The 22,779-nt window shown below is 69.0% G+C and carries 22 protein-coding genes; 10 read left to right on the top strand and 12 right to left on the bottom strand.

The window, feature by feature from the left end:
• Nucleotides 1-171 precede the first annotated feature (171 nt).
• Nucleotides 172-624 carry a hypothetical protein gene (locus HNR24_RS06855; RefSeq protein ID WP_182495396.1) on the top strand — a complete coding sequence of 151 codons (453 nt, stop codon included), beginning with the start codon at nucleotides 172-174 and terminating at the stop codon, nucleotides 622-624.
• Here the strand turns inward: HNR24_RS06855 and HNR24_RS06850 are convergent.
• Nucleotides 599-1,927: a phosphotransferase gene (locus HNR24_RS06850; RefSeq protein ID WP_182495395.1), complete on the bottom strand. Its 1,329-nt coding sequence runs from the start codon at nucleotides 1,925-1,927 to the stop codon at nucleotides 599-601. The genes HNR24_RS06855 and HNR24_RS06850 overlap by 26 nt on opposite strands.
• A gap of 84 nt (nucleotides 1,928-2,011) precedes the next feature.
• Between HNR24_RS06850 and HNR24_RS06845 the strand changes: the two genes are divergently transcribed.
• Genes HNR24_RS06845 through HNR24_RS06835 form a run of 3 tightly spaced genes read left to right on the top strand, consistent with a single transcriptional unit; the run spans nucleotide 2,012 to nucleotide 4,738 of the window.
• Nucleotides 2,012-3,673: a sensor histidine kinase gene (locus tag HNR24_RS06845; protein WP_182495394.1), complete on the top strand. Its 1,662-nt coding sequence runs from the start codon at nucleotides 2,012-2,014 to the stop codon at nucleotides 3,671-3,673.
• A complete protein-coding gene (locus HNR24_RS06840; RefSeq protein ID WP_058888457.1) occupies nucleotides 3,670-4,329 on the top strand; it encodes a response regulator transcription factor in 660 nt (219 codons plus the stop codon). Before HNR24_RS06845 ends, HNR24_RS06840 begins: the two co-directional genes overlap by 4 nt.
• Nucleotides 4,330-4,369: 40 nt before the next feature.
• The gene (locus HNR24_RS06835; protein WP_058888458.1) at nucleotides 4,370-4,738 is read left to right on the top strand and encodes a hypothetical protein; all 369 of its coding nucleotides are present in this window, start codon (nucleotides 4,370-4,372) and stop codon (nucleotides 4,736-4,738) included.
• Nucleotides 4,739-4,941: 203 nt separating this feature from the next.
• Here HNR24_RS06835 and HNR24_RS06830 read toward each other — a convergent pair whose 3' ends face one another.
• The 7 genes from HNR24_RS06830 to HNR24_RS06800 form a co-directional block, all read right to left on the bottom strand.
• Nucleotides 4,942-6,009, bottom strand: a complete 1,068-nt coding sequence (locus HNR24_RS06830; protein WP_182495393.1) for a phosphotransferase family protein — start codon at nucleotides 6,007-6,009, stop codon at nucleotides 4,942-4,944.
• Nucleotides 6,006-7,205, bottom strand: coding sequence for a phosphotransferase family protein (locus HNR24_RS06825; protein WP_182495392.1), 1,200 nt, complete (start codon nucleotides 7,203-7,205; stop codon nucleotides 6,006-6,008). The genes HNR24_RS06830 and HNR24_RS06825 overlap by 4 nt, the downstream gene beginning before the upstream one ends.
• Nucleotides 7,202-9,130, bottom strand: a complete 1,929-nt coding sequence (locus HNR24_RS06820) for an ABC transporter ATP-binding protein (protein ID WP_083504780.1) — start codon at nucleotides 9,128-9,130, stop codon at nucleotides 7,202-7,204. The genes HNR24_RS06825 and HNR24_RS06820 overlap by 4 nt, the downstream gene beginning before the upstream one ends.
• Entirely contained in the window at nucleotides 9,127-10,407 is a 1,281-nt protein-coding gene (locus HNR24_RS06815; protein ID WP_182495391.1) for a glycosyltransferase family 4 protein, read from the bottom strand. Before HNR24_RS06815 ends, HNR24_RS06820 begins: the two co-directional genes overlap by 4 nt.
• Nucleotides 10,404-11,732 (bottom strand): glycosyltransferase, encoded by a 1,329-nt coding sequence (locus HNR24_RS06810; protein WP_182496122.1) that lies wholly within the window; start codon nucleotides 11,730-11,732, stop codon nucleotides 10,404-10,406. Before HNR24_RS06810 ends, HNR24_RS06815 begins: the two co-directional genes overlap by 4 nt.
• 73 nt (nucleotides 11,733-11,805) lie before the next feature.
• Nucleotides 11,806-13,176 carry a glycosyltransferase family protein gene (locus tag HNR24_RS06805; protein ID WP_083504781.1) on the bottom strand — a complete coding sequence of 457 codons (1,371 nt, stop codon included), beginning with the start codon at nucleotides 13,174-13,176 and terminating at the stop codon, nucleotides 11,806-11,808.
• Between the two features lie 102 nt (nucleotides 13,177-13,278).
• Nucleotides 13,279-13,659, bottom strand: a complete 381-nt coding sequence (locus tag HNR24_RS06800) for a DUF1844 domain-containing protein (protein WP_058888462.1) — start codon at nucleotides 13,657-13,659, stop codon at nucleotides 13,279-13,281.
• A 135-nt stretch (nucleotides 13,660-13,794) separates the two neighbouring features.
• Here HNR24_RS06800 and infC point away from each other — a divergent pair, with 135 nt between their 5' ends.
• The 5 genes from infC to HNR24_RS06775 all read left to right on the top strand — a co-directional run bounded on the left by infC (nucleotide 13,795) and on the right by HNR24_RS06775 (nucleotide 16,731).
• Entirely contained in the window at nucleotides 13,795-14,505 is a 711-nt protein-coding gene (gene infC / locus HNR24_RS06795; RefSeq protein ID WP_179442924.1) for a translation initiation factor IF-3, read from the top strand.
• Nucleotides 14,506-14,767: 262 nt separating this feature from the next.
• On the top strand, nucleotides 14,768-14,962 hold the full coding sequence (rpmI, locus tag HNR24_RS06790; protein WP_058888464.1) for a 50S ribosomal protein L35: 195 nt from the start codon (nucleotides 14,768-14,770) through the stop codon (nucleotides 14,960-14,962).
• A gap of 49 nt (nucleotides 14,963-15,011) precedes the next feature.
• The gene (rplT, locus tag HNR24_RS06785; protein WP_058888465.1) at nucleotides 15,012-15,392 is read left to right on the top strand and encodes a 50S ribosomal protein L20; all 381 of its coding nucleotides are present in this window, start codon (nucleotides 15,012-15,014) and stop codon (nucleotides 15,390-15,392) included.
• Nucleotides 15,393-15,496: 104 nt separating this feature from the next.
• The gene (locus tag HNR24_RS06780) at nucleotides 15,497-16,429 is read left to right on the top strand and encodes a TrmH family RNA methyltransferase (RefSeq protein ID WP_058888466.1); all 933 of its coding nucleotides are present in this window, start codon (nucleotides 15,497-15,499) and stop codon (nucleotides 16,427-16,429) included.
• A complete protein-coding gene (locus HNR24_RS06775; protein WP_058888467.1) occupies nucleotides 16,426-16,731 on the top strand; it encodes an RNHCP domain-containing protein in 306 nt (101 codons plus the stop codon). Before HNR24_RS06780 ends, HNR24_RS06775 begins: the two co-directional genes overlap by 4 nt.
• 11 nt (nucleotides 16,732-16,742) lie before the next feature.
• On the opposite strand, the gene HNR24_RS06770 is transcribed toward HNR24_RS06775, so the two are convergent.
• Complete coding sequence (locus HNR24_RS06770; RefSeq protein WP_232301775.1) at nucleotides 16,743-17,285, bottom strand: DNA-3-methyladenine glycosylase I; 543 nt, start codon at nucleotides 17,283-17,285, stop codon at nucleotides 16,743-16,745.
• 189 nt (nucleotides 17,286-17,474) lie between these two features.
• Here HNR24_RS06770 and HNR24_RS06765 point away from each other — a divergent pair, with 189 nt between their 5' ends.
• Nucleotides 17,475-19,643, top strand: coding sequence for a S9 family peptidase (locus HNR24_RS06765; protein WP_182495390.1), 2,169 nt, complete (start codon nucleotides 17,475-17,477; stop codon nucleotides 19,641-19,643).
• Nucleotides 19,644-19,882: 239 nt separating this feature from the next.
• Here the strand turns inward: HNR24_RS06765 and thpD are convergent, their stop codons facing one another.
• From thpD to HNR24_RS06750, 3 genes are all read right to left on the bottom strand, one after another.
• Nucleotides 19,883-20,782, bottom strand: a complete 900-nt coding sequence (thpD, locus tag HNR24_RS06760; protein ID WP_058888470.1) for an ectoine hydroxylase — start codon at nucleotides 20,780-20,782, stop codon at nucleotides 19,883-19,885.
• Nucleotides 20,783-21,059: 277 nt separating this feature from the next.
• The gene (locus tag HNR24_RS06755; protein ID WP_083504783.1) at nucleotides 21,060-21,401 is read right to left on the bottom strand and encodes an acylphosphatase; all 342 of its coding nucleotides are present in this window, start codon (nucleotides 21,399-21,401) and stop codon (nucleotides 21,060-21,062) included.
• Between the two features lie 123 nt (nucleotides 21,402-21,524).
• A complete protein-coding gene (locus HNR24_RS06750) occupies nucleotides 21,525-22,694 on the bottom strand; it encodes an amidohydrolase (protein WP_058888471.1) in 1,170 nt (389 codons plus the stop codon).
• Nucleotides 22,695-22,779: the final 85 nt, after the last annotated feature.

Below are 22,779 nucleotides of genomic sequence, written 5' to 3'. Positions count from 1 at the left end.
TAACGGCCGGCAAACAAGACTTCGCACCGCCGAAATGGGCCCGAAACAGTGTGTACTTTGTCACAGCTTTCTCAGGCATCAGAGAAGCCCCAGGTCAGGGCGATGCTGCTGTGGCGTCGGCGGGGACGGGGCTTCACGTCGCGCCGGGTGCAGCAGTGGTTCAATGGTGAGATGGCCTCAGATGACTCCGTCCAGCCGGACTTCAACGCCCCGCGTCCGCCGCGGCGCTTCGTCCAGGCCCGGCCCCGACCGCTCACCGTGTGGGTGCTGTTCCTGATCCTCTTCGTCCAGGGACTTGCCGTGGCCTTCAGCACTATCGCCGGGGCGGTGGCCTCACCGCCTGAGGTCCTCGACACCGCCGGTCAGATCGCGCTGGTGGTGCTCTACGTGCTCTTCGGCCTGATCCTGGTGCTGCTCGGGTTCCGGATCTTCCTCGGCGCCCAGGGAGCACGCACCCCCGCGATGGTGCTTCAGCTGCTGATCGTGGTGCTCTCCTTCAGCTTCTTCTCCTCGGGTGCGGGTCCGATCGGGCTGGCCTTCCTGCTGCCCGCCGCGGTGGCGCTGGTGCTGCTGTTCATCCGGCCCACTCAGGTCTGGCTCAGCGAAGCAGATCCCCAGGAGTGAGCCCGCGCAGCAGCCCCTCAGCACAGCGCAGGTAGTGCCTCTGCTGTGCGGGGCTGCGTGTGCCCGGCAGCAGTGAGAGCAGCACCGCGGCGGTGCGCGCATGGAGATCGTCTGGATCCGTGTCCGGAAGGCAAGCGGTGTGGAAGCGCCCGGCGAAATCCGGGACCCCTGCGTATCCCTCGGCGTCGAAGCTGGGCAGCGCGAAGAGGTGCCCCAGCATGGTGGCGAGGTCGTCGACGCGATGCCCCGGCCCCACCGTGTCAGCGTCGATGAGCGCGCTGGGATGCTCTGCCGCCGCGTCCAGGAACAGGTTCGCCGGGTGAAAGTCCCCGTGCGTGGGCACGAGCGGTCCGGGGGGCTGACGCAGCGCTGCCTCAATGCCGGCACACAGCTGCTGGACGCGTCGCCGATCGGCCCCCACCGCGATCGCAGACTCGGCGAGGCCCGCGAGTCGGTGCGCCGGCGGCACCCGGGCCGGGAGGTCCAGCGCCTCCGGCCGCAGGGTCTCCAGCGCCGAGATCGCCACGCGTGGATTCAGCGGATGCACGTGGGCGGGTGGGCAGGCCCGGTGCAGATGCTCGGTCAGGGGAAGCCCAGGCGCCTGGTCCAGGATTAGGATGCCGTCCCCGGCATCGGCGATTCCCGGAATCAGCCCCGAGCAGCGGTGGCGCTGCAGCAGCTGCGCCACTCGGGAGGGTCGGACCACCTTGAGGTAGACCACCCGCTGGCCACGCGGGGAGGAGACCACGGCCCGGTAGACGGCACGGCGCAGCGGTCGCAGCACCAGCATCTGCAGCTCCTGCACGGTGGACTGCTCGCCCAGGGCCCGGCTGAGCCGCACCTGAAGTTCGGTGGGCGCTGCGCGCTCGGCAGGCTTCTCGCCGTCTGGTTCTACGAGCAGCAGCCCGGGCAGCTCGGGATCCACCGGATGCACCCAGAGGTGCAGCGTGCCCTGCGGTGACTCTGCCCGCACCGCGCCCATGCCCGCGCGCTGCTCGGCGCTCAGCTCCACAGTGCTGGCGATCATGGTCAGCTCCGTCGGCTTGCTCAGCTCAGCCGGCTCGTTCAGTTGAGCCGGCTCGGCCAACTCGCTCAGCCCCGGCAGTCCTCCCGGGGCGCTGTCACGCTCTGCCGGGGCGCACTGCACACGGTAACGGGCGGAGACCTCTGCTCCGGGCCGCGCGTAGACCTGTTCCAATTCCCAGGTGCGCAGCAGCATCCCGGAGGCGCGGAGGGACTGCCGCAGCAGGGTCTCGGCCTGGGGCCCGCGCAGCACGGTGAGCAGCTCGTTGCGCGTGTCCATGCCGTCATCCTCCCGCATCCAGATGAAAGAACTCTCATGGCCGGTGTGCCCGAACCCGGCGGCTTCAGTGAGAAACTGGCGACTATGAACGAGCAGAGCCGTCCCGAGCACGCCGGGACGCGAAGCCCCGACGGGGCTCCCGGAGCGCGGCGCTTCTGGGCCCGCAGACCGGGTCCGCTCAACGTGCGCGCACGGATCCTCGCAGCCGTCGTCGGACTCGCCGCACTGGCCCTGGCGGCGGCCGGGTATACCGCGTTCGCGATCCAGCAGGCACAGGTCGAGGGTCGGATCGACGCCGAGCTGGCCGCCGACGCGGAGCAGTTCCGGGTCCTGCACGAGGTCGGTGTGGACCCTGGGACCGGTGAGCCGTTCAGCTCGCCGGCGGAGCTGGTGCGCACCGCGATGGAGCGGATCATCCCGACGCGCAATGAGGGGATCCTCGGCCTGGTCGATGCTGAGGTCGCGTACACATCTCCGGTGACCCCGGTGCGGCTCGAGGAGGATCAGCAGCTGCTTCGCGCCCTGGCTCCGCACGCGGTGGCTCAGCGTGCCAGCGTGGTCACGATCGACACGGAGCTCACCAGCTACCGTGCAGCCATCGTTCCGGTCCACGGCAGCGTCTCGGAGCCGCCGGGGGAGTCGACGTCGACCGATCCCGCAGCCGATGCCGAGCAGGTCGGGGCGCTGGTGATGGCGTATGACATCACGGCGGAGAAGCGCGTGTTCTCCGAGGGGTTCGTGATCTATGCCGCCGTGGCGCTGCTCTCGCTCGGGGTGGTGGCCATCGTCGGGGGTGTGATCGCGGGTCGGCTGCTGCATCCGGTGGGCGTGCTCGCGTCTTCAGCGCGGCAGATCGGGCGCGAGGACCTCTCCGAGCGGATCCCGGTCACCGGCAACGATGATCTCTCCGAGATGACCAAATCCGTCAACCAGATGCTGGATCGGCTGGAGGATTCATTCGCGGCGCAGGAGAGGCTGATCCACGACGTCAGCCATGAGCTGCGCACCCCGCTGACCATCATCCGGGGCCACCTCGAGGTCCTCGACGTCGGAGACCGCGTCGACGTGACTGCCACCCGAGAGCTGACCCTCGATGAGCTGACGCGGATGAACCGCGTGATCGACGATCTCACCACACTGGCTCAGGCCGGCCAGCCAGGCTTCGTGCAGCGCGCCGAGACCGATATCGGCACCCTGACCGATGAGGTCTATGACAAGGCGCTGGCACTCGGCGACCGGCGGTGGATCGTGGAGACCCGCGCCGAGGGAACCGCCTGGGTGGACCGGGAGCGGCTCACCCAGGCGTGGCTGCAGCTCGCGGCGAACGCGGTCAAGTTCTCACCGCCCGGCTCGGTGATCGCCCTGGGCACCGAACTGGCTGCGCACCAGCTGCGGCTCTTCGTGCGCGATCAGGGAGAGGGGATCGACGTCGCGGACCAGGAACGGATCTTCCAACGTTTCGGGCGCACCGATCCGTCCAAACCAGGATCGGGGCTGGGGCTTCCGATCGTCGAGGCAATCGCCCGGGCTCATGACGGGGTCGTCGAGCTGGAGTCCTCGCCGGGGGCGGGTTCCCGCTTCACGGTGGTGCTTCCCCGGATGGACGCGGCCGGGGCAGATCTCGGCACCGATGGCACGGAAGTTCTCGGGCCTGATCGGGACCCCGGCGCCGACCCGAGAGAGGCCGACCCGAAAGACGCTGACCCGCGAGAGGCCGACCCGAAAGAGGAAGATCGCCGCACATGACCCAGATCCTGTTGATCGAAGACGAATCCCGCATCGCGTCCTTCGTGGAGAAGGGACTCCGCGCGGCGGGGTACGCGGTCCTGCACGGAGCGACGGCGGCCGAGGGATTCGAGCTCGCACTGCATCATTCCGTGGACCTCACCGTGCTGGACCTGGGGCTGCCCGATGAGGACGGGCTCCGGCTGCTCGGCAGGCTGCGCGGTCAGGGCTTCCGAGCCCCGGTGATCATCCTCACCGCGCGCAGCACCTCAGCCGATACCGTCGCCGGACTCGAGTCCGGGGCCGATGACTACATGGCCAAGCCGTTCAGCATCGATGAGCTGCTGGCCAGGATCAGGCTGCGGCTGCGCGGCGGGTCGGCCGAGGAGCCGACGACTTTGAGCGCGGGCCGTCTCATCCTGGACCTGCATGCCCGTCAGGTGACCGTGGGAGAGAAGCAGCACGACCTGTCCTCACGGGAGTTCGCGCTGATCGAGACCTTCATGCGGCATCCCGGACAGGTGCTCTCCAGGGAGCAGCTACTGGAGCGGGTCTGGGGCTACAGCTTCGACCCGGGCTCAAACCTGGTGGATGTCTATGTTCGCTATCTGCGCGCCAAGATCGGCGCCGAGGCGATCCGCACGGTCCGTGGCGTTGGGTATCGTCTCGAGATCTGACCCCCAGGGGCCCGTCGGAGCGGGGTCGAGGGTATGGCAGGTGCTGGGACAGCCGCCGCGCGCTCAGCTCTCTGCTGAGGGGGCCGACCAGCTCTGGGCAGAGGCCGGGCTGGACCACGACTGTGCAGACTCCAAGGGGGCCTGGTACTGCGAGGGTGGTGCCGGGGCGACCGTGGTGGGCCCCGAGGTGGGCACAGGCTCGGGCTGCTCGGGAGACGCGGGGCTCGGTGCCGTGGCCGCGGTGACCGGGCTCGGCCACGCGGTGGCACTGGCGCTGCTGCTCGGGCTGGCGGTGCCGCCGGTCTCGGTCTGCTCGCTCTCGGAGCCGCTGGGACTGGCGGAGGTGGTCGGGGTGGCGCTGGGGGCTCCGCTGGGCGAGGACACCTCCATGGCGGGGCCCAGGTCTTGACCCTGGGCCGGTCCACTCAGCCCTGCCACCGCCGCCGTGCCACCGAGGGCAACGATGCTCAGCGCTCCGGTGATGATCCATCCGCTCTGCTTGGGCATGGTCCCGCATCCTCTCGCATCCGCGTCGTGCTCTCCGATTCTAGATCCTGCTTCCATGGTGGACCGTCCAGGTGAGGTCACCGTGAGACCTGGATGAGAAGATTCTCATCTGAATCCGGGCTGGGCGGCGACCTCGCGCAGCTGGGCCGCCACCTTCCCGGAGCCGGGGCGCACCGCATAGACGCAGCCCAGCCGCAGGATCGCGCCGCGTTCGTAGACCGCCAGAGGCCGGGCCGGAACCTCGAGTCGGCTCGCGGCGGCGTCCACCGCGGTGATCACGGTCTGTGCTTCCTGGGGTCCCCATCCTCCCTGCAGCGCTCGCAGGTGTGCGTGGGCGCGCAGGTTCCCCAGATCCAGGGCAGCATCGGCACGGCAGGCGGTGTCCACATCGAGCAGGCCTGGTCCCGCCTGCGGGCTCCACAGCAGCTGCTTGTCGTGGAGGTCCCGGTGGGCGGGTCGCACCGGTGCCTCCGGCAGCTGCTGCAGCTGGGCTGCCACCTCCTGGGCCAGGCGTTCCAATGGTTCCGAGCGATCAAGGTAGGGGGTCACCAGGCGTGCCCACCGCCGCAGCACCTCGGCCTCATCCTGCGCCGTGTGCTGAGGAATCACGGGTTCCGCGGCGGGACCGCGATCTCCACCCGGGGGTGTGATCACCGCGGACTGTCCGGGGAGCACTGCATGGACCCAGGCGTCGAGCACCTCGGTCCAAGCCCGTCTCCAGTGCGCTGCGGTGAACTGCGAGGGGTCGTGCAGGCTTGTTCCCTGCAATGCTGCGAAGGTCACGGTGGAGTCGTCCTGGGCGAGCACCTCGGGGGTGCGGAAGGACGCGGTGAACGCGCCGGCTCGGCGGATGCCCTCCAGGATCGCCGCAGCCCGCCCGGGGCGCACCACCTTGATGTAGCTCGTACCATCTCGGACGACCGCGCGCTTCCCGGGCCGGTGAGAGACCACGGTGCCGGAGGAGGCGACAGGTTCAAGCCCGGGAAGCCGACGGTCAATCCCGACAGGCTGCAGCTGGGCTCCGGCGTGGTCATAGAACCCCGCCCGACGTTGACCGTCCTGTTCACATTCGATCCCGAGCCGATCTTTATCGGGCACCGGCCAGGCTCGGGTCACCCGGATCCGGGATCCCGGGACGGGGAGGAACTCGGGGGGAAGGGGCATGGGGGTCATCTCTGAAGCGCCTCCTCACCAAGTGCCAGCGTCCGCTCCATCGCGGCAGGCCAGTGCGCCTCCCGGAGCCGAAACGCGTCCGGTGCGGCGTGCAGCTGCGCGAAAGCCTCCCAGGCCGCCGCTCGGCGCAGGTCAGCGTTGGTCTGAGTGAGATAGCCGGTCAGGAACTCCTCGACGAGCTCCGGGTGTCCCAGCCGTCGGCAGGCGGCGGCCCAGCTGCCCAGGTCCCGCATCGGGTCTCCGATGGTGGACCGGTCCAGATCGATGAGCCGGATCTTGTGACTTCCTGGAGTCGCGAGGACCACCTGGTCGGGTGAGAGATCGCCGTGGAGCTCGCTGCTCGTGCCCGGCCCGAGCCGATCGAATCGCTGCTCGATCGTCTGTGCGAGTCGGTCAGCGCGAGGTCCCAGCCACGGCGCCACCAGAGCGACGGCGCTTGCCCCCGTGCCTGACCGCTTCGGCACAGGAGAGCTGTGCGGAGCGGAGGTGAGCCGGTGCAGCTCGCCCACGGCGGCGCCAGCTGTGGCCGCTGCCGGGCCATGCGGGTGGGTGCTCAGATCCGCCCATCCCCACAGCGGGGCGCTGAGCGCGGTGCCTCGTCCTCCCACCGGGCTGCTGCGGACCACGGGCAGCCCCAGCTCCCGCCACCGCTGCGCGGCAGCCAGGGCGCCAGCGGTGGTCTTCCTTGCGGCGACCCGGATGACCTTCTCTCCGTGTCCGGGCCCTGCCGGTGGCACCACGGCCACCACCCGACGGCGCGGATTCTGGCGCAGGAACGTCCACGGGCGGTCCACTCCGGACTCCGCGTTGAGCGCTGCCCGCGCCTCGGTGAGGTCCTTGGCCAAGACCGGGTCGGCCCAGACGCTCCCGCTGAAGAGGTAGGGCCGCCGCGCCGCGTGGACGAGGAACGGCACCTGGTTCATCTCCGCTCGAACGCTGTCCTGGGCACGCTGCCTGGCCTTGCCGAGCTTGTCCGCATCCCAGGTCAGCATCGCCCAGCCGGGCTCGGAGTCTGCGCCGGTGAATCCGGCAACCACGGAATGTCCGGGCTTGATGCGGACCCGGGAGATGGTCACCGAGCGGCCGAGCCGGGCGGAGAGCTCGCCGGAGTCCAGCAGTGTGCGCGCCCCGCTGAGCTGGGCGGACCTGGCGGCGGCCGCGTCGGCCTCGGTCCACTCTGGATGTGCGGCGTTCATCGACTCACCCACTCGGTCTGCTCGGATTCCCTCGGTGCCGGTGCCGGTGCCGGTGTGGCTGCGGCTGCGGCTGCTGCCGAGCTCAGCCGACCTTCTCCGCCGGATTCTGCAGCACCTCGCTGGGTGGCCGCCCACCGGGCCAGCTGCGAATGCGGATCTGCCAGCAGCTCCTCCGGGCTGCCGTCCTCCAGGATGCGCCCCTCCTGCAGCCACAGCACTCGGTCCAATCCCTGGATCATGCTGAGGTCGTGCGTGATGGCCACCGTGGTGCGTCCGCGGGTCAGTTCTCGGATGGAGTTCTCCACGACCCCGCGGGAGGCCGGGTCCAGCCCCGTGGTGGGTTCATCGAGCAGCACGATCGGAGCGTCGCGGACCAGGGCCCGGGCGATCGCCACGCGCTGGCGCTGACCGCCGGAGAGCGTGTCACCGCGGTTGCCCAGCTCGGTCTCATACCCCTCTGGCAGGGCCATGATGAAGTCGTGGGCACCGGCCCGCCGGGCGGCCTGCTCCACCTCGGCGTCGGAGGCGTCCTGCCGTCCGTATCTGATGTTCTCCCGGACCGAGGTGCTGAAGAGCACCGATTCCTGGAGCAGGACTGCGATGTTGCGCCGGAGATCTGCTCGGGTGACGTTGCGCGCGGAGCATCCGTCGACCAGCACCGAGCCGGAGTCCGGATCGGCGAGCCGCAGCAGGTACCCGGCCAGGGTGGACTTCCCCGCGCCGGAGGGCCCCAGCAGACCCACTCGCTGACCCGGTGGGATGGACAGGTTCAGCTTCTCGAACAGCGGTGCTCCACGGTGGTCACAGGAGCTGACGTTCCAGAAGGTCAGCTCTCCGGAGGCGCGAGACAGGGGCAGTGGACGGTCCGGGTCACGAATCTCGATCTCCTCGTCGAGCAGATCGGCGATGCGTTCCCCGGAGGCGGTGGCGCGAGCGATCCGGCCGGTGTACTTCGCCATATCCCGCAGCGGCTTCATCGCGATCTTCAGGTACATCAGGAACAGCACCATGTCTCCGGGCGTCATGGTCCCCTGCAGGACCTGCCATCCACCGAGCCCCAGGACGACGGCGGTGCTGATCCCGACCAGAAGGTCGGTGGAGCGTTCAAGCCGGGCCGCCAGCTTGCGGGCCTTGATGCCGGCCTTGAGCGCCTTGGCGTTTCCTGCGGCGAAGCCTGAGGCCACGGTCTCCTCCAGGCCGTAGGACTGCACCACCCGGATCGCGCCCAGTGCCTCGGCCGCGTCGCCGACGAGTTGGCCTTCACCCTTGCGGGTCGAGCGCGAGGCGGCGGTGATCTTGGGACTCAACACATGGCTGAAGAGCAGGTATCCGGAGCCGGTGAGCAGCACGATGATCGCCAGAAGCGGGTTGAGGATCAGCACCACGATCAGCAGCGTGAGCAGCGTCAGCAGGTTCCCGACCATCGGCAGCCCGGCGGTGACTGCGACCTCCTGAAGCCGTCCCATGTCCCCGACCAGTCGCTGCGAGGTGTCACCGATGGAGGCCCGGGAGTGATAGCGCAGCGAGAGCGCCTGGATATGGTCGAAGACCCGGGTCCGCAGCCGTGCTGCGACCTTCACGCCGGTCTTCGCGAACGCGATCGTGGAGGCGTAGCTGCAGAAGGCGCGTCCGCCCACGATCAGCGCCAGAGAAAAGGCCCAGAAGGTGAGCATTCCCTCGACGTTGTGGCTGGAGTCGATGGTCTCGTCGATCTGCGCCCCCAGCGCCTCGGTGACGGCGTCCACCGCGAACTTCACCGGCCACGGCTCCAGCACCCGGAAGGCGACGTCGCCGAGCAGGGCCAGCAGCCCGAGGGTGATGAGCATCTTGTGTTCGCCCAGGTGGGGCAGCACCATGCCAAGGGTGCGGCGCAGTCCCTGGCGGTGCAGGGTGCGCGAGGACTTGGCCTCGGAGCGTCGACTCATCGTGAGGTCACCTCCCGGGCTGGCACGGCCGCGAGCACACTCTGTGCACGCTGCACCCAGCTGTGCTCAGCCTCCACGCGTCTGCGTCCGGCTGCTCCCAGGTCCGCCCGAAGCGCTGGGTCCTGGATGAGTCGGGTGAGCGCCCGGGCCAGCGCTTCGGAATCCCCAGGGGTCACCGTCACGCCGGCCGCGGGTGCTTCCTCCTCGGCCCGGGTGCCACCTGGAATCCCGGTCCGCTCTACGGTCGACGGGCGGCCCTCCAGCAGCGCTGGAAGCTCCCCCAGCGCCGAGGCCACCACGGGGATCCCTGCGGCGAGATACTCATAGACCTTCAAGGGGGAGAAGTAGTGTTCGGCCTGGGCCGCGGGAGCCGGATAGGGCGCCGTCGCGATGTCCAGGTCGGCCAGCAGCTGGGGCACCTGCGCCGGTGAGACCGGCCCGGTGAACTCCACTCGTCCTCCGATGCCGAGCTCTGTGGCGAGGGATTCCAGATGCTCCTGCTCGGGGCCGCCACCGATGATGCGCAGTCCGGGCTGCGGTCCTGAACCAGGCTGCGTCTGAAGGACGCGGGCGAAGGCACGCAGCAGCAGGTCGGTGCCGTGCCAGGGTTTCAGCGTGCCGAGGAAGCCGATGATCACGCGGTTCTGCGGGTCACGAGGTCCTGGGGTGAACCGTGCCGGGTCGACCCCGTTGGGGGTGACCCGCACCCGGGGGGACCGGTCACCAGAGGTGGTGTCGGTGCCCAGGAGCTCCAGCGCCCACTCGGCCACCGGGGCAGACACGCAGGATAGCAGGTCGGCTCGGGAGAAGGACTCCCGGGTGGCGCGTGCGGCGGTGGGCTCATCGTGGAGGCTGCGGTGCAGCCTTTGCTCGCTCAGCAGCGGGGAGTTGACCTCGATCACCAGTGGGGCGACGCCGCGCCGTCGGGCTGTGGCACCAGCGGTGGAGAACAGCGAATACCGCTCATAGAGGAGATCGAAGTCTCCCTCGGCGGCCAGCTCGGCCATCCTGGCGCTGGCGCGCGCCACCGCGACCTCTCGGGCCGCGGCTGTCTTGACTCCGGAGACCGGCACCACGAAGACCGGCAGGTCGGTGAGGTCAGAAGGAACCGAGGCCGACGTCGGGTCATCGTGTCTGTCCCCACGTTTGGTGCAGAACACGGTGACCTCGTGCCCCAGGGCTCGAAACGCCCGGATCATCTCCTGGGCGTGCACGCTGGCTCCCTTGGAGCCGAAGATGCCGATGCCTGGATCCGCGAGCAGGTAGCCGATCCTCATGCCGAGACCTGCACTTTCGCGAACCGGTCCTGCGACGCCGGGGCGTGCGGATCCTGGATCAGCGCCTGCAGGCGACGAGCCTGGAGAGCGGAGTCGAAGCTGTGCTCGATCATGGCGCGTGCGGCGTCCAGCACCCTGACCCTCGCCGGGTCAGCTGCGACGGCCTCGGCCGCAGCGTCGGCCACCGCCTGCGTGAGCGCGTCGAGGTCACCCGAGGGCACCAGCCATCCGGTCTCACCGCTGCGCACCACCTCGCCCACGGCGGTCACCTCGGCAGCCACACAGCGGATGCCGCGCGCCATGGCCTCCAGCAGCACAGTGGGCAGCCCATCGGCGTTGCCGTCGGACCCGATGACGAAGGGAGCCACGAAGACGTCGTGGGAGCCCAGAAGCTCTCCCACCTCCTGCTGGGTGCAGGGCCCCAGCAGCCGAACCCAGCCCTGCAGGCCGGCGTCGTCGATCTGGTGCTGGAGCTCATCCCTCAGGGGCCCGTCACCGGCGATGTCAGCCTGGACCTCAACGCCCTGTGCCCGCAACCGGGAGACCGCGTCGATGAGCAGCCTGAATCCCTTCTTCTCGACCAGTCGGCCGACCCCCAGCAGCCGGACCGGACCGTGCGGATGGGCGGAGTCTGCTGCCGGGAGCGTCCCGCGCGTCGGGGCGTACGGGAAGCGGGAGAGTTCCAGACCATTGCGCACCAGGTGCAGCCGGGTGGTCGCCGCGGGGAAGCGGGAGCGCAGATGATCGAGGTTATAGCCGGAGATCGTGATCGCGTGATGCGCCTGTGCCAGCTTCGACTCCAGCTCCTGCTCATCGACGTCTTCATGGAAGATGTCCTTGGCGTGTGCGGTGAAGGAGTAGGGCAGACCGCCGATCTGCCCGGCCAGCCGCGCCACCGTGGTGGCGATCGAGGCGAAGTGCGCATGCAGGTGGGTCACCCCGGCCTGCTGAGCCGCGTGGGCCAGCGCCACGGCCTGCTGCGCATCGTCGTGACCGGCGGCGAGCAGCTCCGGGAGGCTGCGCTGCATGCCCTCTCGAAGTGATGGGGACGCTGCGGCGAGCCCGAGCTGCGCCCAGAGCTTCGCGGAGGTGGAGCCGCGCGGCACGTGGATCACCGGGGCCTTGACCCGCGCCAGCTCCGGGTGGAACCGGGCATCGGTGCTCGGGCGCAGCGAGAAGATCACGATCTGCTCGCCTGCCGCCTCGCGCGCCAGGATCTCCGAGACGATGAAGGTCTCGGAGAATCGGGGATACATCTTCAGCACGTACCCGATGACCTGCCTCTGCGGTGCCGCAGACCCGTCTGCGGTCGGGATCCTCGACATCCCGCGGTGGATCCCGGTGAGGTGCTCGGCGGAACCCTCGCGCGGGTTCCGCGTGGAGTCGGCGATGGTGTTCTCAGCGGACATGGGAATCAAACCTCGTTTCGGCGGCTGATGGTGAGAGGGGAGTGGCGGCGCAGCGCGCCGCGGCATGTGCTGGGCTCGGATGTGGCGGGGCGGCCGTGAGGACGTGGTCCTCGCTGGACGCCCATTCGGGGCCGCGCACCGGTGCAGGACGCTCGGCGGGGGAGCCGGCTCTCGCGCACCTCCGAGCGGCGGGGCCCAGTGCGAGCTCCGCGGCGGCGAGGCCACCGATCCTGGCCAGCCCGTGGAGGTCCACCGCGCTGCGGTCGCAGCGCCGGGTCACGGCCTCGGCGAGCCAGCGGCTCAGTGCCTGCGCGGTGAGCTCCTCGGCTGGGAGGGTGTCCACGGCGCCCACAGCGGCCAGTGCTCGAGCCCGGCGCGGCTGCTCGGCGCGACGGGTGGCGCGGGGCACCAGCAGGGCCGGCGTGGTGGTGGCCATGATCTCGGCCGTGGAGTTGTACCCGGCCATGGACACGACGGCGGCCGCCTCGCGGACGAGCTGTGGCACATGCGGCGCCAGACGAGTGACCTGGACGCTGCCGGAGTCGGGCGAGGAGGCCGCGGCGCGCTGCACCCGGTCATGGTCTGCCGGCGGCATCTGCGGTCCGGTGAGGATGATGTGTCGGTGACCGGCCGGCACCTGCGCCTGGGCGGCCGCAAGGGCCAGCCGGCCGCCGTCGGAGCCGCCGCCGACCATGGAGAGCACATAGGGCTTCGGTGCCCGGACGCTGGCGTCGGTCAGCTCATCGGTCGGGCGGCCGTGGCTGAGATAGCCGGTGAACCTGGTCCGAGTGGCCAGCGGCGCCGGGATCTCGCCGCTGCTGATCGGGTTGTAGACCGAGGGGTCTCCGTAGACCCAGACCGCGTGGTAGAACGCAGCGGCGGCCGAGGCCCCGCCGATCCGGTCCCATTCCTTGCGGGCGGCGGCGGGGGAGTCCAGCACCTCACGCATGCCCAGCACGCAGCGAGTGCCCTGGGAGTGCAGCCAGCGCAGTGAGTCCAGCAGCTCACCGCCCACTCCGAACGGGTGTCGGTCGGCGATGAAGAGATCCGGGTCCATCGCCTTGATCGCGGCGGCGGCGGTGGAGCTGCGCAGCGCCGAGAGCCGTTCGTTGCTCACATCCAGGCTCCGCGACGCATAGCCCTGCGGCGTGCGCGTGAACCCGGGGAGCACCAGCCAGTCCCAGCCCTCCGGCAGCGAGTCCGCGGTCGCATCGGGGTGTCCGGCGATCAGCAGTCCGCGCACCGGCTGCCCGGTCAGTCGCGGCAGATCAGCCGCGAGGGCGTGGGCCAGGGCCCGGTTGCGGCGGGCGTGGCCCAGGCCGACCGAGTCGTGGGAGTAGAGAACTGCTGTGATGCTCATGGAAGACCATAGTGGTCACCCCATGTGAGGCAGTGATGAGAACACTATGAGAGTCTCTTCCGAGATCTCTCATCCTGCTCTCATCAAGTTCTCATGAAACCCTCAGTTGACCGGGCCGGTCCACTTCTCGCCGGGTCCCTTGCCGGGTGCATCCGGGACGCTGGACTCCTCGCGGAAGGCGAGCTGTAGCGAGCGCAGCCCATCACGCAGCGGCGCCGCGTGGGTGGAGCCGACCTCGGGGGCGGCGGCGGTGATCAGCCCGGCCAGCGCGGTGATCAGCTTGCGGGCCTCGTCGAGGTCCTTGAGCTCATCGGCCTTGGGGTCATCGGCGAGACCGGTCTTCACCGCGGCGGCGCTCATCAGATGCACGGCGACGGTGTTGATCAGCTCCACGGCCGGCACCTCGGAGATGTCGCGTGACCGCTGGTTGACCGCCTGGGCGAGATCGGATTCCTCGGCGTGGTTATTCTGCTCACTGTGCATGCTGGTAAGCTTGTCACAGTCTCATCAGCCGCGCTAAACGCGCTCAACACGGCGATCACAGCCCGGTTGGGCTCGTCCGGCGGTCCGGCCGATGTCTCTCCATTCACCGAATTCCTCACAACAGGAGCTAGACAGATCAGCGAACCACGCATCAACGAACGCATCCGCGTACCAGAAGTCCGCCTCGTCGGCCCCCAGGGGGAACAGGTGGGAGTCGTGCGCATCGAAGACGCGCTGCGTCTCGCCACGGAGTCCGATCTGGATCTGGTTGAGGTTGCGCCCCAGGCCAAACCTCCTGTCTGCAAGCTGATGGATTTCGGCAAGTACAAGTACGAAGCCGCGGTCAAGGCTCGGGAATCCCGGAAGAACCAGAGCACCACGGTGCTCAAAGAGGTGCGCTTCCGGTTGAAGATCGATGACCACGACTACAACACCAAGGTCGGTCACGCCCGCCGCTTCCTCGAGGCCGGTGACAAGGTCAAGGCCATGATCCAGTTCCGTGGTCGCGAGCAGCAGCGCCCCGAGATGGGGGTGCGGCTTCTTCAGCGCTTCTCCCAGGACGTCGCCGATCTCGGTGCCGTGGAGTCCTCCCCGCGCCAGGACGGCCGGCATATGGTGATGGTCGTCGGACCGCTGAAGACCAAGGCCGAGGCCAAGGCTGCAGCGAAGAACCAGGCCAAGAACCAGGAGCCGGCCGAGGCCGAGGCTGAAGCCGAGGCGCCCAAGGTCAAGAACGATCGCCGAGCGCGGAAGAACGCAGAGCGACTGCCCACGGAGAAGAAGGACGCGACACCGCTGTCGAACTCCATGGCCGATTATCTCCCGGATGAGCTGAAGAACCTCTAGAGGCCTTCTGCTGATCCTGGTGGACCCGCGCACCCGTCTCATGGCGTAGACTGGTGCGCTGGTTTGCGTGAGAGCCCCGTGCGGGTGCTCTCACCGCCACTCAAAAGGGGTTTCACGGTGTGGATCCGCGTCGCTGCCTCGGCAGCGGCGGCCACGCCTCGATGACCCACCTCTGCGCCGCCGCGTCAGCCAACGAGCCCCGAGCTCGTGCGCTGGAGAGCACAGGCGCTGCAGGTCCGAACGACATAAGGAGAACGGCACCATGCCGAAGATGAAGACCCACAGCGGGGCCAAGAAGCGCTTCAAGCTGACCGGTTCCGGCAAGCTCAAGCGCCAGCAGGCCAACCGTCGCCACTACCTGGAGCACAAGTCTTCACGCCTGACGCGCCGTCTGGCCGGTGACCGCCTGGTCACCAAGGCTGACGAGAAGCGCATCAAGCGGATGCTGGGCATCTGAGCCTCAGCACGATCATCACCGAAGACTTCACGACTCAAGGAGACATCACGTGGCACGTGTAAAGAGGGCCGTCAACGGCCATAAGAAGCGCCGCAAGGTCCTGGACAGGGCCTCCGGCTACCGCGGACAGCGCTCGCGCCTCTACCGCAAGGCGAAAGAGCAGCTGCTGCACTCGTACGTCTACAACTACCAGCACCGCAAGAAGCGCAAGGGCGACTTCCGGCGGCTGTGGATCCAGCGCATCAACGCCGCTGCCCGCTCGCACGGAATGACCTACAACCGCTTCATCCAGGGCCTGAAGGCCGCTGGAGTCGAGGTTGACCGCCGCATGCTCGCCGAGCTGGCGGTCTATGACGCGAACTCCTTCGGCGTCCTCGTCGAGACCGCCCGCAAGGCGCTCCCGCAGGATGTCAACGCCGCTCGAGTCTGACTCGATCAGCATGGCCGAAGGCGCCGTCTCCGCACTGGAGGCGGCGCCTTCTGCGTGCCCGCACCCCACGATGCAGAAGACACGACGCAGAAGAAGAGAGAACCATGTCTCAGCACAGCGACCCCGAGCTCGTCGACAACCCGCGCTCTGACCGCGTCCGCCGCGTGGCAGCCCTGGCCGGACGTTCCGCACGGCAGAAGCAGGGGCTCTTCCTCGCCGAAGGGCCTCAGCCGGTGCGCGAAGCCCTGACCATCTGGCTGCGTCAGTGGGAGCAGGAACAGGGGCCGCAGCCGTTCCCCGAGCTGGACGCGCTCTACTTCGACCCCGCGGCGCTCCAGCGGCACCCCGACGTGCTCGCGCTGCTGGACCGGATGCGCGGCGTGCTCTTCAACCCCGAGGCCAAGCTGCCGGGGAAGGCCCGCGTGTTCCTGCGCGAGGCCACCGGCGAGGCGCTGCGCGCCATGGGTGACGCCGAGACCTCCCAGGGCATGCTCGCCGTCTGCCGGATCCCCGACGCCGCCGCCCAGCGTGAGGCGCTGGATGCACAGCTGCAGAAGATCGCGGAGGGAACCGGGCAGGTGGCCGCGATGCTGCGACTTCAAGACCCAGGCAACGCCGGCACGATCATTAGGACTGCGGACGCAGCCGGGGCCGGCGCCGTCGTGCTCTCCCCGGGGACCGTGGACCCCTGGAGCCCCAAGGTGGTCCGCTCGGCAGCCGGTTCGCACTTTCACCTGCCGATCTTCACCGGCGTCGAGGCCTCAGACCTGAGCGAGGCCGCGCGCACCCACGGCTTCCAGGTGCTCGCCGCCGATGGACGCGGCGAGAAGCAGCTTGGTGAGCTGGCCACCCCTGCGAGCCGCACGCTGTGGCTCTTCGGACACGAAGCTCACGGGCTGACCCACGCCGAGCGTGAACTGGCCGACCATCGTGTGGCGATCCCGCTCTTCGGAGCCGCCGAGTCGTTGAACGTCGCCACCGCGGCCACGGTCTGCATGTACACCACAGCGATGGCTCAGCACTCACCCGCGGCATGAGCAGGCAGGCCGAGAACACCGGCTTCGACTGTCTGCACTGCGGCAAGTCGATCCCGGCCCAGCGCGGGGGCAGCTACCGCAACCACTGCCCGCACTGCCTGTACTCCCGACATGTGGACATCACGCCAGGCGATCGCGCCGCGAACTGCGGCGCCGAGATGGCTCCCGTGGGGGTCGATCACAGTGGAAAGAAAGGCTTCCTGCTGCTGCACCGCTGCACCAGATGCGGTCAGGTGGACCGGAATCGGCTGGCTCCCGACGACGACATGGACCGGGTCATCGAACTCCAGCGCCCGCAGTAGCGGCTGTCGCCTCAGCCGGGCCGGTTGCTGAAGGCCACCCCGGAGCTGCCTCGCCGATGAGAGCCCACCAGGTGGGTGTCCACCATCCCGATCGCCTCCATCAGCGCGAACGCGGTGGTGGGTCCCACGAACCGGAAGCCTTCAGCCTTGAGTCGCTTCGAGAGTGCCTCAGACTCAGCGGAACGGGTCGGCACCTCGGTCAGGGTCTCCGGCGTGGGGGTCTGTTCGGGCTTATAGGACCAGACCAGCGCCGGCAGCCCGCCACGCTCCCGCAGCGCCAGGGTGGCTTGAGCATTGCCGATGGTCGCGGTGATCTTCCCGCGATGCCGGATGATCCCGGCATCGGCGAGCAGCCGGTGGACATCGGCCTCGGTGAATCCAGCGACCGTCTCGGGATCGAATCCCGCGAAGGCGGCTCGGAAGTTCTCTCGCTTGGCCAGGATGGTGGACCAGGAGAGCCCGGCCTGGAATCCCTCCAGGCTCAGCCGCTCGAAGAGGCCGCGCTCGTCGCGGACCGGCATCCCCCACTCGGTGTCGTAGTAGTGGCACATCATGGCGCTGCCCAGCGCCCAGGGCGTTCGTGCCAGGCCATCCTCACCGATCACCGTCCCGGAGGTCGGTGCCGCGTGGGGATCAGGGGAAGGCGTCGAATCGGGGGTCACGGACCCAGGATAGTCCGCTCACACCACGCCGGTAGTTGCACAATGCAACCATGTAGCGGGCAGCGCTGGTAGAACAAGGTCATGACACAGCACAGCTCGCGCATCTTCTCCGACCTGGACCACTACGTCGCCCACCCCCGGCTCAGTGGACTCACCCTGAGCCCCGACGGCTCCCGACTGGTCACCTCGGTCTCCACTGTGAACACCGCCGGGGACGGCTACTCCGCCGCCCTGTGGGAGATCGACCCTGCCGGGGAGCATCCGGCACGGCGGCTCACCCGCAGCGCCAAGGGGGAGTCCGCCCCCGCCTTCAGCGTCTCGGGGGATCTGTATTTCACCTCATCCCGTCCGGGGGAGAAGCCTGAGCAGAAGGGCGCCGCGCTGTACAGGCTGCCCGCCGCGGGGGGCGAAGCGGAGCTGGTGACCCGCCGGGCCGGTGGCGTGAGCCAGCCGCACTGCGCGCAGCAGGCCCCGGTCACCCTGCTCAGTGCGCCGCTGCTGCCCGGAGCCAGCAGCGAACAGGAGCAGGAGCAGCTGCACAGCCGGCGCGAGGACGCCTCCGTGAAGGCGATCCTGCACACCGGATACCCGGTCCGGTTCTGGGACCACGACCTCGGCCCGGCCCGCCCCAGCCTCTTCGCACTCGAGCCCGCAGCGACCCGAGGCTCAGAGCCCGCGGCGGCTTCGAGCCCGGACTCCGCGGCAAGCTCAGACTCCGCAACACTTTCGGGCTCCGCGACAAGTCCGGTCTCCGACGACGACGCCGCAGCGGGCACCGCAGATTCCGAGGCGGTGAACCTGCGCCACCTCACCGAGGGGCTCGGGTCCCGATTCGGCGGCGAGGTGCAGCTGAGCCCAGACGGCTCCTTTGTGCTGATCAGCGTGATCGTGCCCGAGGCCAGGGCCGGGCAGCGTACCGCACTGGCCGTGGTGGACGTCGCCTCCGGGGAACGCCGGATGATCGCCGATGAGCCGGGATACATCTTCAGCGCCGGGGTGATCAGCCCCGATGGCCGCACCGCCGCCGTCGTGCGCTCGGCCCAGCCGACCCCGGAGCGGGCGCCGCAGCCCCAGCTGCACCTGCTGGACCTGCAGACCGGCGCGCTGACCCGGCTCGCAGCCGAGGCGGACCTGTGGCTCAGCCCTGCGACCTGGCTGCCGGACGGCTCCGGGCTGCTCGCGCTGGCCGATCAGGGTGGACGCGGGCCGGTGTTCCGCGTGGACGCCGCGTCCGGGGCGGTGCACCAGGTGACTAGTGAGGACGCGACCTACTCCGCCGTCCTCGTGCACCCTGCGGGTCACACCGCCTACGGGGTGCGCTCGAGCTACGCGCACCCGGAGGAGGTGGTCTCGATCGATCTGGCCACCGGGGAGGCCACCCGGCTGCCGAATCCCCATGAGCGTCCCGAACTGCCCGGCACCCTGAGTGAGGTCACCGCGGTGGGAGACGACGGTGCTCCGGTGCGGGCCTGGCTGGCGCTGCCCGCCGAGGCCTCGGCGAAGGATCCGGCGCCGCTGCTGCTGTGGATCCACGGCGGACCGCTGAACTCCTGGAACGCCTGGACCTGGCGCTGGAATCCCTGGCTGATGGTGGCACAGGGCTACGCGGTGCTGCTGCCGGACCCGGCCCTGTCCACCGGGTATGGCCAGGAGTTCGTCCAGCGCGGCTGGAACTCCTGGGGCGGTCACCCGTTCACCGACCTGATGTCCATCACCGACGCCACCGAGGCGCGCGAGGACATCGATCACACCCGCACCGCGGCGATGGGCGGCTCCTTCGGCGGGTACATGGCGAACTGGATCGCCGGACAGACCGACCGGTTCTCCGCGATCGTCACCCACGCCTCGCTGTGGGCGCTTGACCAGTTCGGTCCCACCACGGACATGGCCTCCTACTGGCGCAATGAGCTCGATGAGTACATGGCGGCCGAGCATTCCCCGCACCTGCACGTGGAGAAGATCGTGACTCCGATGCTGGTCATCCACGGGGACAAGGACTACCGGGTGCCGATCGGGGAGGGTCTGCGGCTCTGGTATGAGCTGCTCGCGAAGTCCGGGCTGCCCGCGGACGAGGATGGGCAGACCGCGCACCGCTTCCTCTACTTCCCAGATGAGAACCACTGGGTGCTCAGTCCCTCGCACGCGAAGATCTGGTACCAGGTGGTCTCCGGCTTCCTGGCCGAGCACCTGCTGGGCACAGCGTCCGAGCTGCCGGCCGAGCTGGGGCTCACTGCCCCCGCGGCGGACTGACCACCCGGGAGCTGACATTCCCGGCTCCTTGGCGGTCCGTCGCATGCCTATGCCGTGTCCCATCGTTGTTTCCGCTCAAAGCCATGGGACATGGCATAGCGATGGGACCTTTGGGTCGGTGGGATCTCTGAGGCGGTGAACCCCCGGACATGAAGGAGCGGCCCTGGTCTGATGACCAGGGCCGCTCCTTCATGCTGCTGACGCGGCGCTGATGCGGTGCCGGCGCCGAGTGGGCCGGGTCAGCTGCCGGCGGGGGTGAAGTCCCGGCTCCCGAGGTGTTCTGGTCGGGGCTTCGCCGCGGCGTAGGGGTCCGTGGGCAGGTTCTCCACGGAGTTGTAGACGAGGAACACGTTCGAGCGGGAGTACGGAGTCACGTTGCCGTTGGAGGCGTGCATGCAGTTGCTGTCGAACATCACGGCACCGCCGGCCGGGCCCTCGAGCACGTCGATGCCGAAGCGATCGGCGAACTCCGTCAGGGTCTCGGCGTCGGGGACTCCGGCGCCCTGCATGACCAGGGACTTCTCGTGGTTGTCCTCCGGGGTTGCGCCCACGGCGCTGATGAAGTGCTGGTGCGAGCCCGGCATGATCATCAGTGGACCGTTGAAGGAGTAGTTGTCCGTCAGTGAGATCGAGACGGACACCGCACGCGGGGCGGGCATGCCGTCCTCGGCGTGCCAGGTCTCGAAGTCCGAGTGCCAGGTGAAGTCCTTGCCGGTGAAGCTGGGCTTGTAGTTGATCCGGCTCTGGTGGATGTAGACCTCGGAGCCCAGGATCTGCCGGGCGCGCTCCACGACCCGTGGATCGTTGGCGATCTTCGCGAAGATCTCATTCGTGCGGTGGATCTCGAAGATCGAGCGCACCTCATCGGACTTCGCCTCCACCACGGTGCGCTCGTCCTGCTTCACGGCAGGGTCTTGGGCGAGCCGGGAGAGCTCGCGCTTGAACAGAGCGAGCTCATCGGGGCTGATCAGCTGATCGATGCTGAGGTAGCCCTTCTCCTCGAAGCTGGAGAGCTCCTCGGAGTCCAGGGGGCCGTCCTGCGCCGAACCCTGCACGACCGCGTCCTCGCGGGCGATGACCTGGGTCTCGGTCTCGGTGCGGGTGGGGTAGCGGTCAGCCAGTGCCGCTGGGTGATTCATCGTCGTCGTCATTCGCGACCTTCCTCGAGTCTCGTGAGACCGTGTCTGGTTTCGTATTCAGTCAGTGTTCTCTCATAGGTGTTCCCGCTCGCCGCCGGTGGCCATGGTCCCCGTGTCATGGACTTCAGGGCGCTGCGAGCTGTCCTCCGACCGTAGCAGTCCAGTGATCTCATGCAACCGCCCGCCTGTCGGAGGGTGCCGACCGCGGGCTGCCGGAGGATGCCGACGACGACGGGGCGATGCCGTCGGGGGCGTTGCCGCCGAGTCGCCGTCGCCGTCAGCGGCGGATCTCGAACCCGGCCTGTGGCAGCGAGGCCAGCTCCTCTGCGCTGGCCTCGCGCTGATCGACGTCGCTCACCTGGGCGGATTCGGGTCCGGTCTCGGCCCAGCGCAGCAACGCATCCACCGCCGGCCCGGCGCCTCCTACCAGCAGCTCCACCGCGCCGTCGGCGGTGTTCCTGACCCAGCCGATCAGCCCGAGGTCATCGGCCTCGGCCTTCGCGGCGGCGCGGTAGGACACCCCCTGGACCTGACCGGTGATCTGGGCGTGGGTCCCTGTGGTGCAGCCCGAGGGGGAGAGGGGCTGTTCGGCATCGGCTGGCGTATGCGGTTCAGTCATGGCTCCAGTCAAACACCCACAGGTTTCAGCCACCAGACCCCCGCCGGTTGTGAGTGTCGGCTGATCCGGACCAGCGACCAGCCCCGAGCGCTGAGCCCCCGCACGGGCTGCCCGGCACTCGGATCAGGCCTGCGAGTCTGCGGGTTCCTCGGAGAAGACCAGCTCGCCGTCGATCCAGGTGTGGCGCACCCGGTTCCTGGTGTCCAGCGGATCCCCGGACCAGATCGCAAGATCGGCGTCCTTGCCCGGCTCCAGGGTCCCGACCCGATCCGCCACCCCGAGCACCTCGGCCGGGTTGATGGTGATCGCACGAAGCGCCTGGACCGGGTCCATCCCTTCGCGCACCGCCAGGGCTGCCTGGTGGATCAGGAACTCGATCGGCACCACCGGGTGATCGGTGATGATCGAGACCTTCACTCCGGCGCGGGTGAGGATTCCGGGCGCCTTGGGACTGCGGTCGCGGACCTCCACCTTCGAGCGCGAGACGATCATGGGTCCGTAGAGCACCGGGATGCCCCGTTCGGCGATGACGTCGGCGAGCTTATAGGCCTCCGTGCCGTGGTCCAGGACGAGTTCGTAGCCGAACTCATCGGCCAGACGCAGCGCGGTGGCGATGTCATCGGCGCGGTGACAGTGCTGCCGCCATGGGATCTCGTGGTCCAGCACCATCGCCAAGGCATCCGAGACCAGGTCTCCGGGCCGGTCCGCCGGGTCCTTGGCCTGCCAGTTCTTGGCCTCCGTGAAGGCCTTCCGGATGGTCATCGCGACGCCCAGCCGGGTGTTCGGGGTCTGCTTGCGCTCGCCGTAGACGCGCTTCGGGTTCTCTCCCAGCGCCGACTTCAGGCCCGAGGGCGAGCGCAGCACCATCTCATCGACGATCCGGCCCTGGGTCTTCAGCGCCACGGCGAGCCCGCCGATCGGGTTCGCCGACCCGGGGTTGACGTTGACCGTGGTGATGCCTGCGGCCCGGGCGTCGGCGAAGCCGATCTCCGCCGGGTTGATCGCATCCAGGGCCCGCACGGCCGCGGTCACCGGGTCGGTGGTCTCGTTGACATCGGCGCCGGCCCAGCCTTCGCCCTCCTCGTGCACGCCCAGGTGCACGTGGGCGTCGATCAGTCCGGGCAGCACCCAGCCGCCTGCGGCGTCGATGACCTGATGCCCCTTGGGGTGCTCCACCTCGGCTCCCAGGGCGGCGATCTTGCCCTCGGTGACCACCAGCGAGCCGTCGAAGGGCTCTCCACTGATGGGCAGGATGTGCGCATTGCTGATGACATAGTTTCTTTGAGCAACCATGTGGTGACTCTAGCGCACCGGCCTTGCTGAGAACGCTTCTGCGTCTGGCTCGCAGCTTATGAGATCCCGGGCGGATCGGAGGAGA

The sequence above is a fragment of the Nesterenkonia sandarakina genome, assembly GCF_014138825.1.
In the GTDB taxonomy this organism is placed as follows: domain Bacteria; phylum Actinomycetota; class Actinomycetes; order Actinomycetales; family Micrococcaceae; genus Nesterenkonia; species Nesterenkonia sandarakina.
The sequence above is the reverse complement of the archived record's forward strand: the minus strand, read 5'-3'. Positions and strand labels throughout refer to the sequence as shown.

Coding starts and splice junctions, on each gene's coding strand:
- HNR24_RS06855 (WP_182495396.1), top strand. CDS start 172: ATGGCCTCAGATGACTCCGTCCAGCCGGACTTCAACGCCCCGCGTCCG.
- HNR24_RS06850 (WP_182495395.1), bottom strand. CDS start 1,927: ATGGACACGCGCAACGAGCTGCTCACCGTGCTGCGCGGGCCCCAGGCC.
- HNR24_RS06845 (WP_182495394.1), top strand. CDS start 2,012: ATGAACGAGCAGAGCCGTCCCGAGCACGCCGGGACGCGAAGCCCCGAC.
- HNR24_RS06840 (WP_058888457.1), top strand. CDS start 3,670: ATGACCCAGATCCTGTTGATCGAAGACGAATCCCGCATCGCGTCCTTC.
- HNR24_RS06830 (WP_182495393.1), bottom strand. CDS start 6,009: ATGACCCCCATGCCCCTTCCCCCCGAGTTCCTCCCCGTCCCGGGATCC.
- HNR24_RS06825 (WP_182495392.1), bottom strand. CDS start 7,205: ATGAACGCCGCACATCCAGAGTGGACCGAGGCCGACGCGGCCGCCGCC.
- HNR24_RS06820 (WP_083504780.1), bottom strand. CDS start 9,130: ATGAGTCGACGCTCCGAGGCCAAGTCCTCGCGCACCCTGCACCGCCAG.
- HNR24_RS06815 (WP_182495391.1), bottom strand. CDS start 10,407: ATGAGGATCGGCTACCTGCTCGCGGATCCAGGCATCGGCATCTTCGGC.
- HNR24_RS06810 (WP_182496122.1), bottom strand. CDS start 11,732: ATGTCGAGGATCCCGACCGCAGACGGGTCTGCGGCACCGCAGAGGCAG.
- HNR24_RS06805 (WP_083504781.1), bottom strand. CDS start 13,176: ATGAGCATCACAGCAGTTCTCTACTCCCACGACTCGGTCGGCCTGGGC.
- HNR24_RS06800 (WP_058888462.1), bottom strand. CDS start 13,659: ATGCACAGTGAGCAGAATAACCACGCCGAGGAATCCGATCTCGCCCAG.
- rpmI (WP_058888464.1), top strand. CDS start 14,768: ATGCCGAAGATGAAGACCCACAGCGGGGCCAAGAAGCGCTTCAAGCTG.
- HNR24_RS06780 (WP_058888466.1), top strand. CDS start 15,497: ATGTCTCAGCACAGCGACCCCGAGCTCGTCGACAACCCGCGCTCTGAC.
- HNR24_RS06775 (WP_058888467.1), top strand. CDS start 16,426: ATGAGCAGGCAGGCCGAGAACACCGGCTTCGACTGTCTGCACTGCGGC.
- HNR24_RS06770 (WP_232301775.1), bottom strand. CDS start 17,285: ATGATGTGCCACTACTACGACACCGAGTGGGGGATGCCGGTCCGCGAC.
- HNR24_RS06765 (WP_182495390.1), top strand. CDS start 17,475: ATGACACAGCACAGCTCGCGCATCTTCTCCGACCTGGACCACTACGTC.
- thpD (WP_058888470.1), bottom strand. CDS start 20,782: ATGAATCACCCAGCGGCACTGGCTGACCGCTACCCCACCCGCACCGAG.
- HNR24_RS06755 (WP_083504783.1), bottom strand. CDS start 21,401: ATGACTGAACCGCATACGCCAGCCGATGCCGAACAGCCCCTCTCCCCC.
- HNR24_RS06750 (WP_058888471.1), bottom strand. CDS start 22,694: ATGGTTGCTCAAAGAAACTATGTCATCAGCAATGCGCACATCCTGCCC.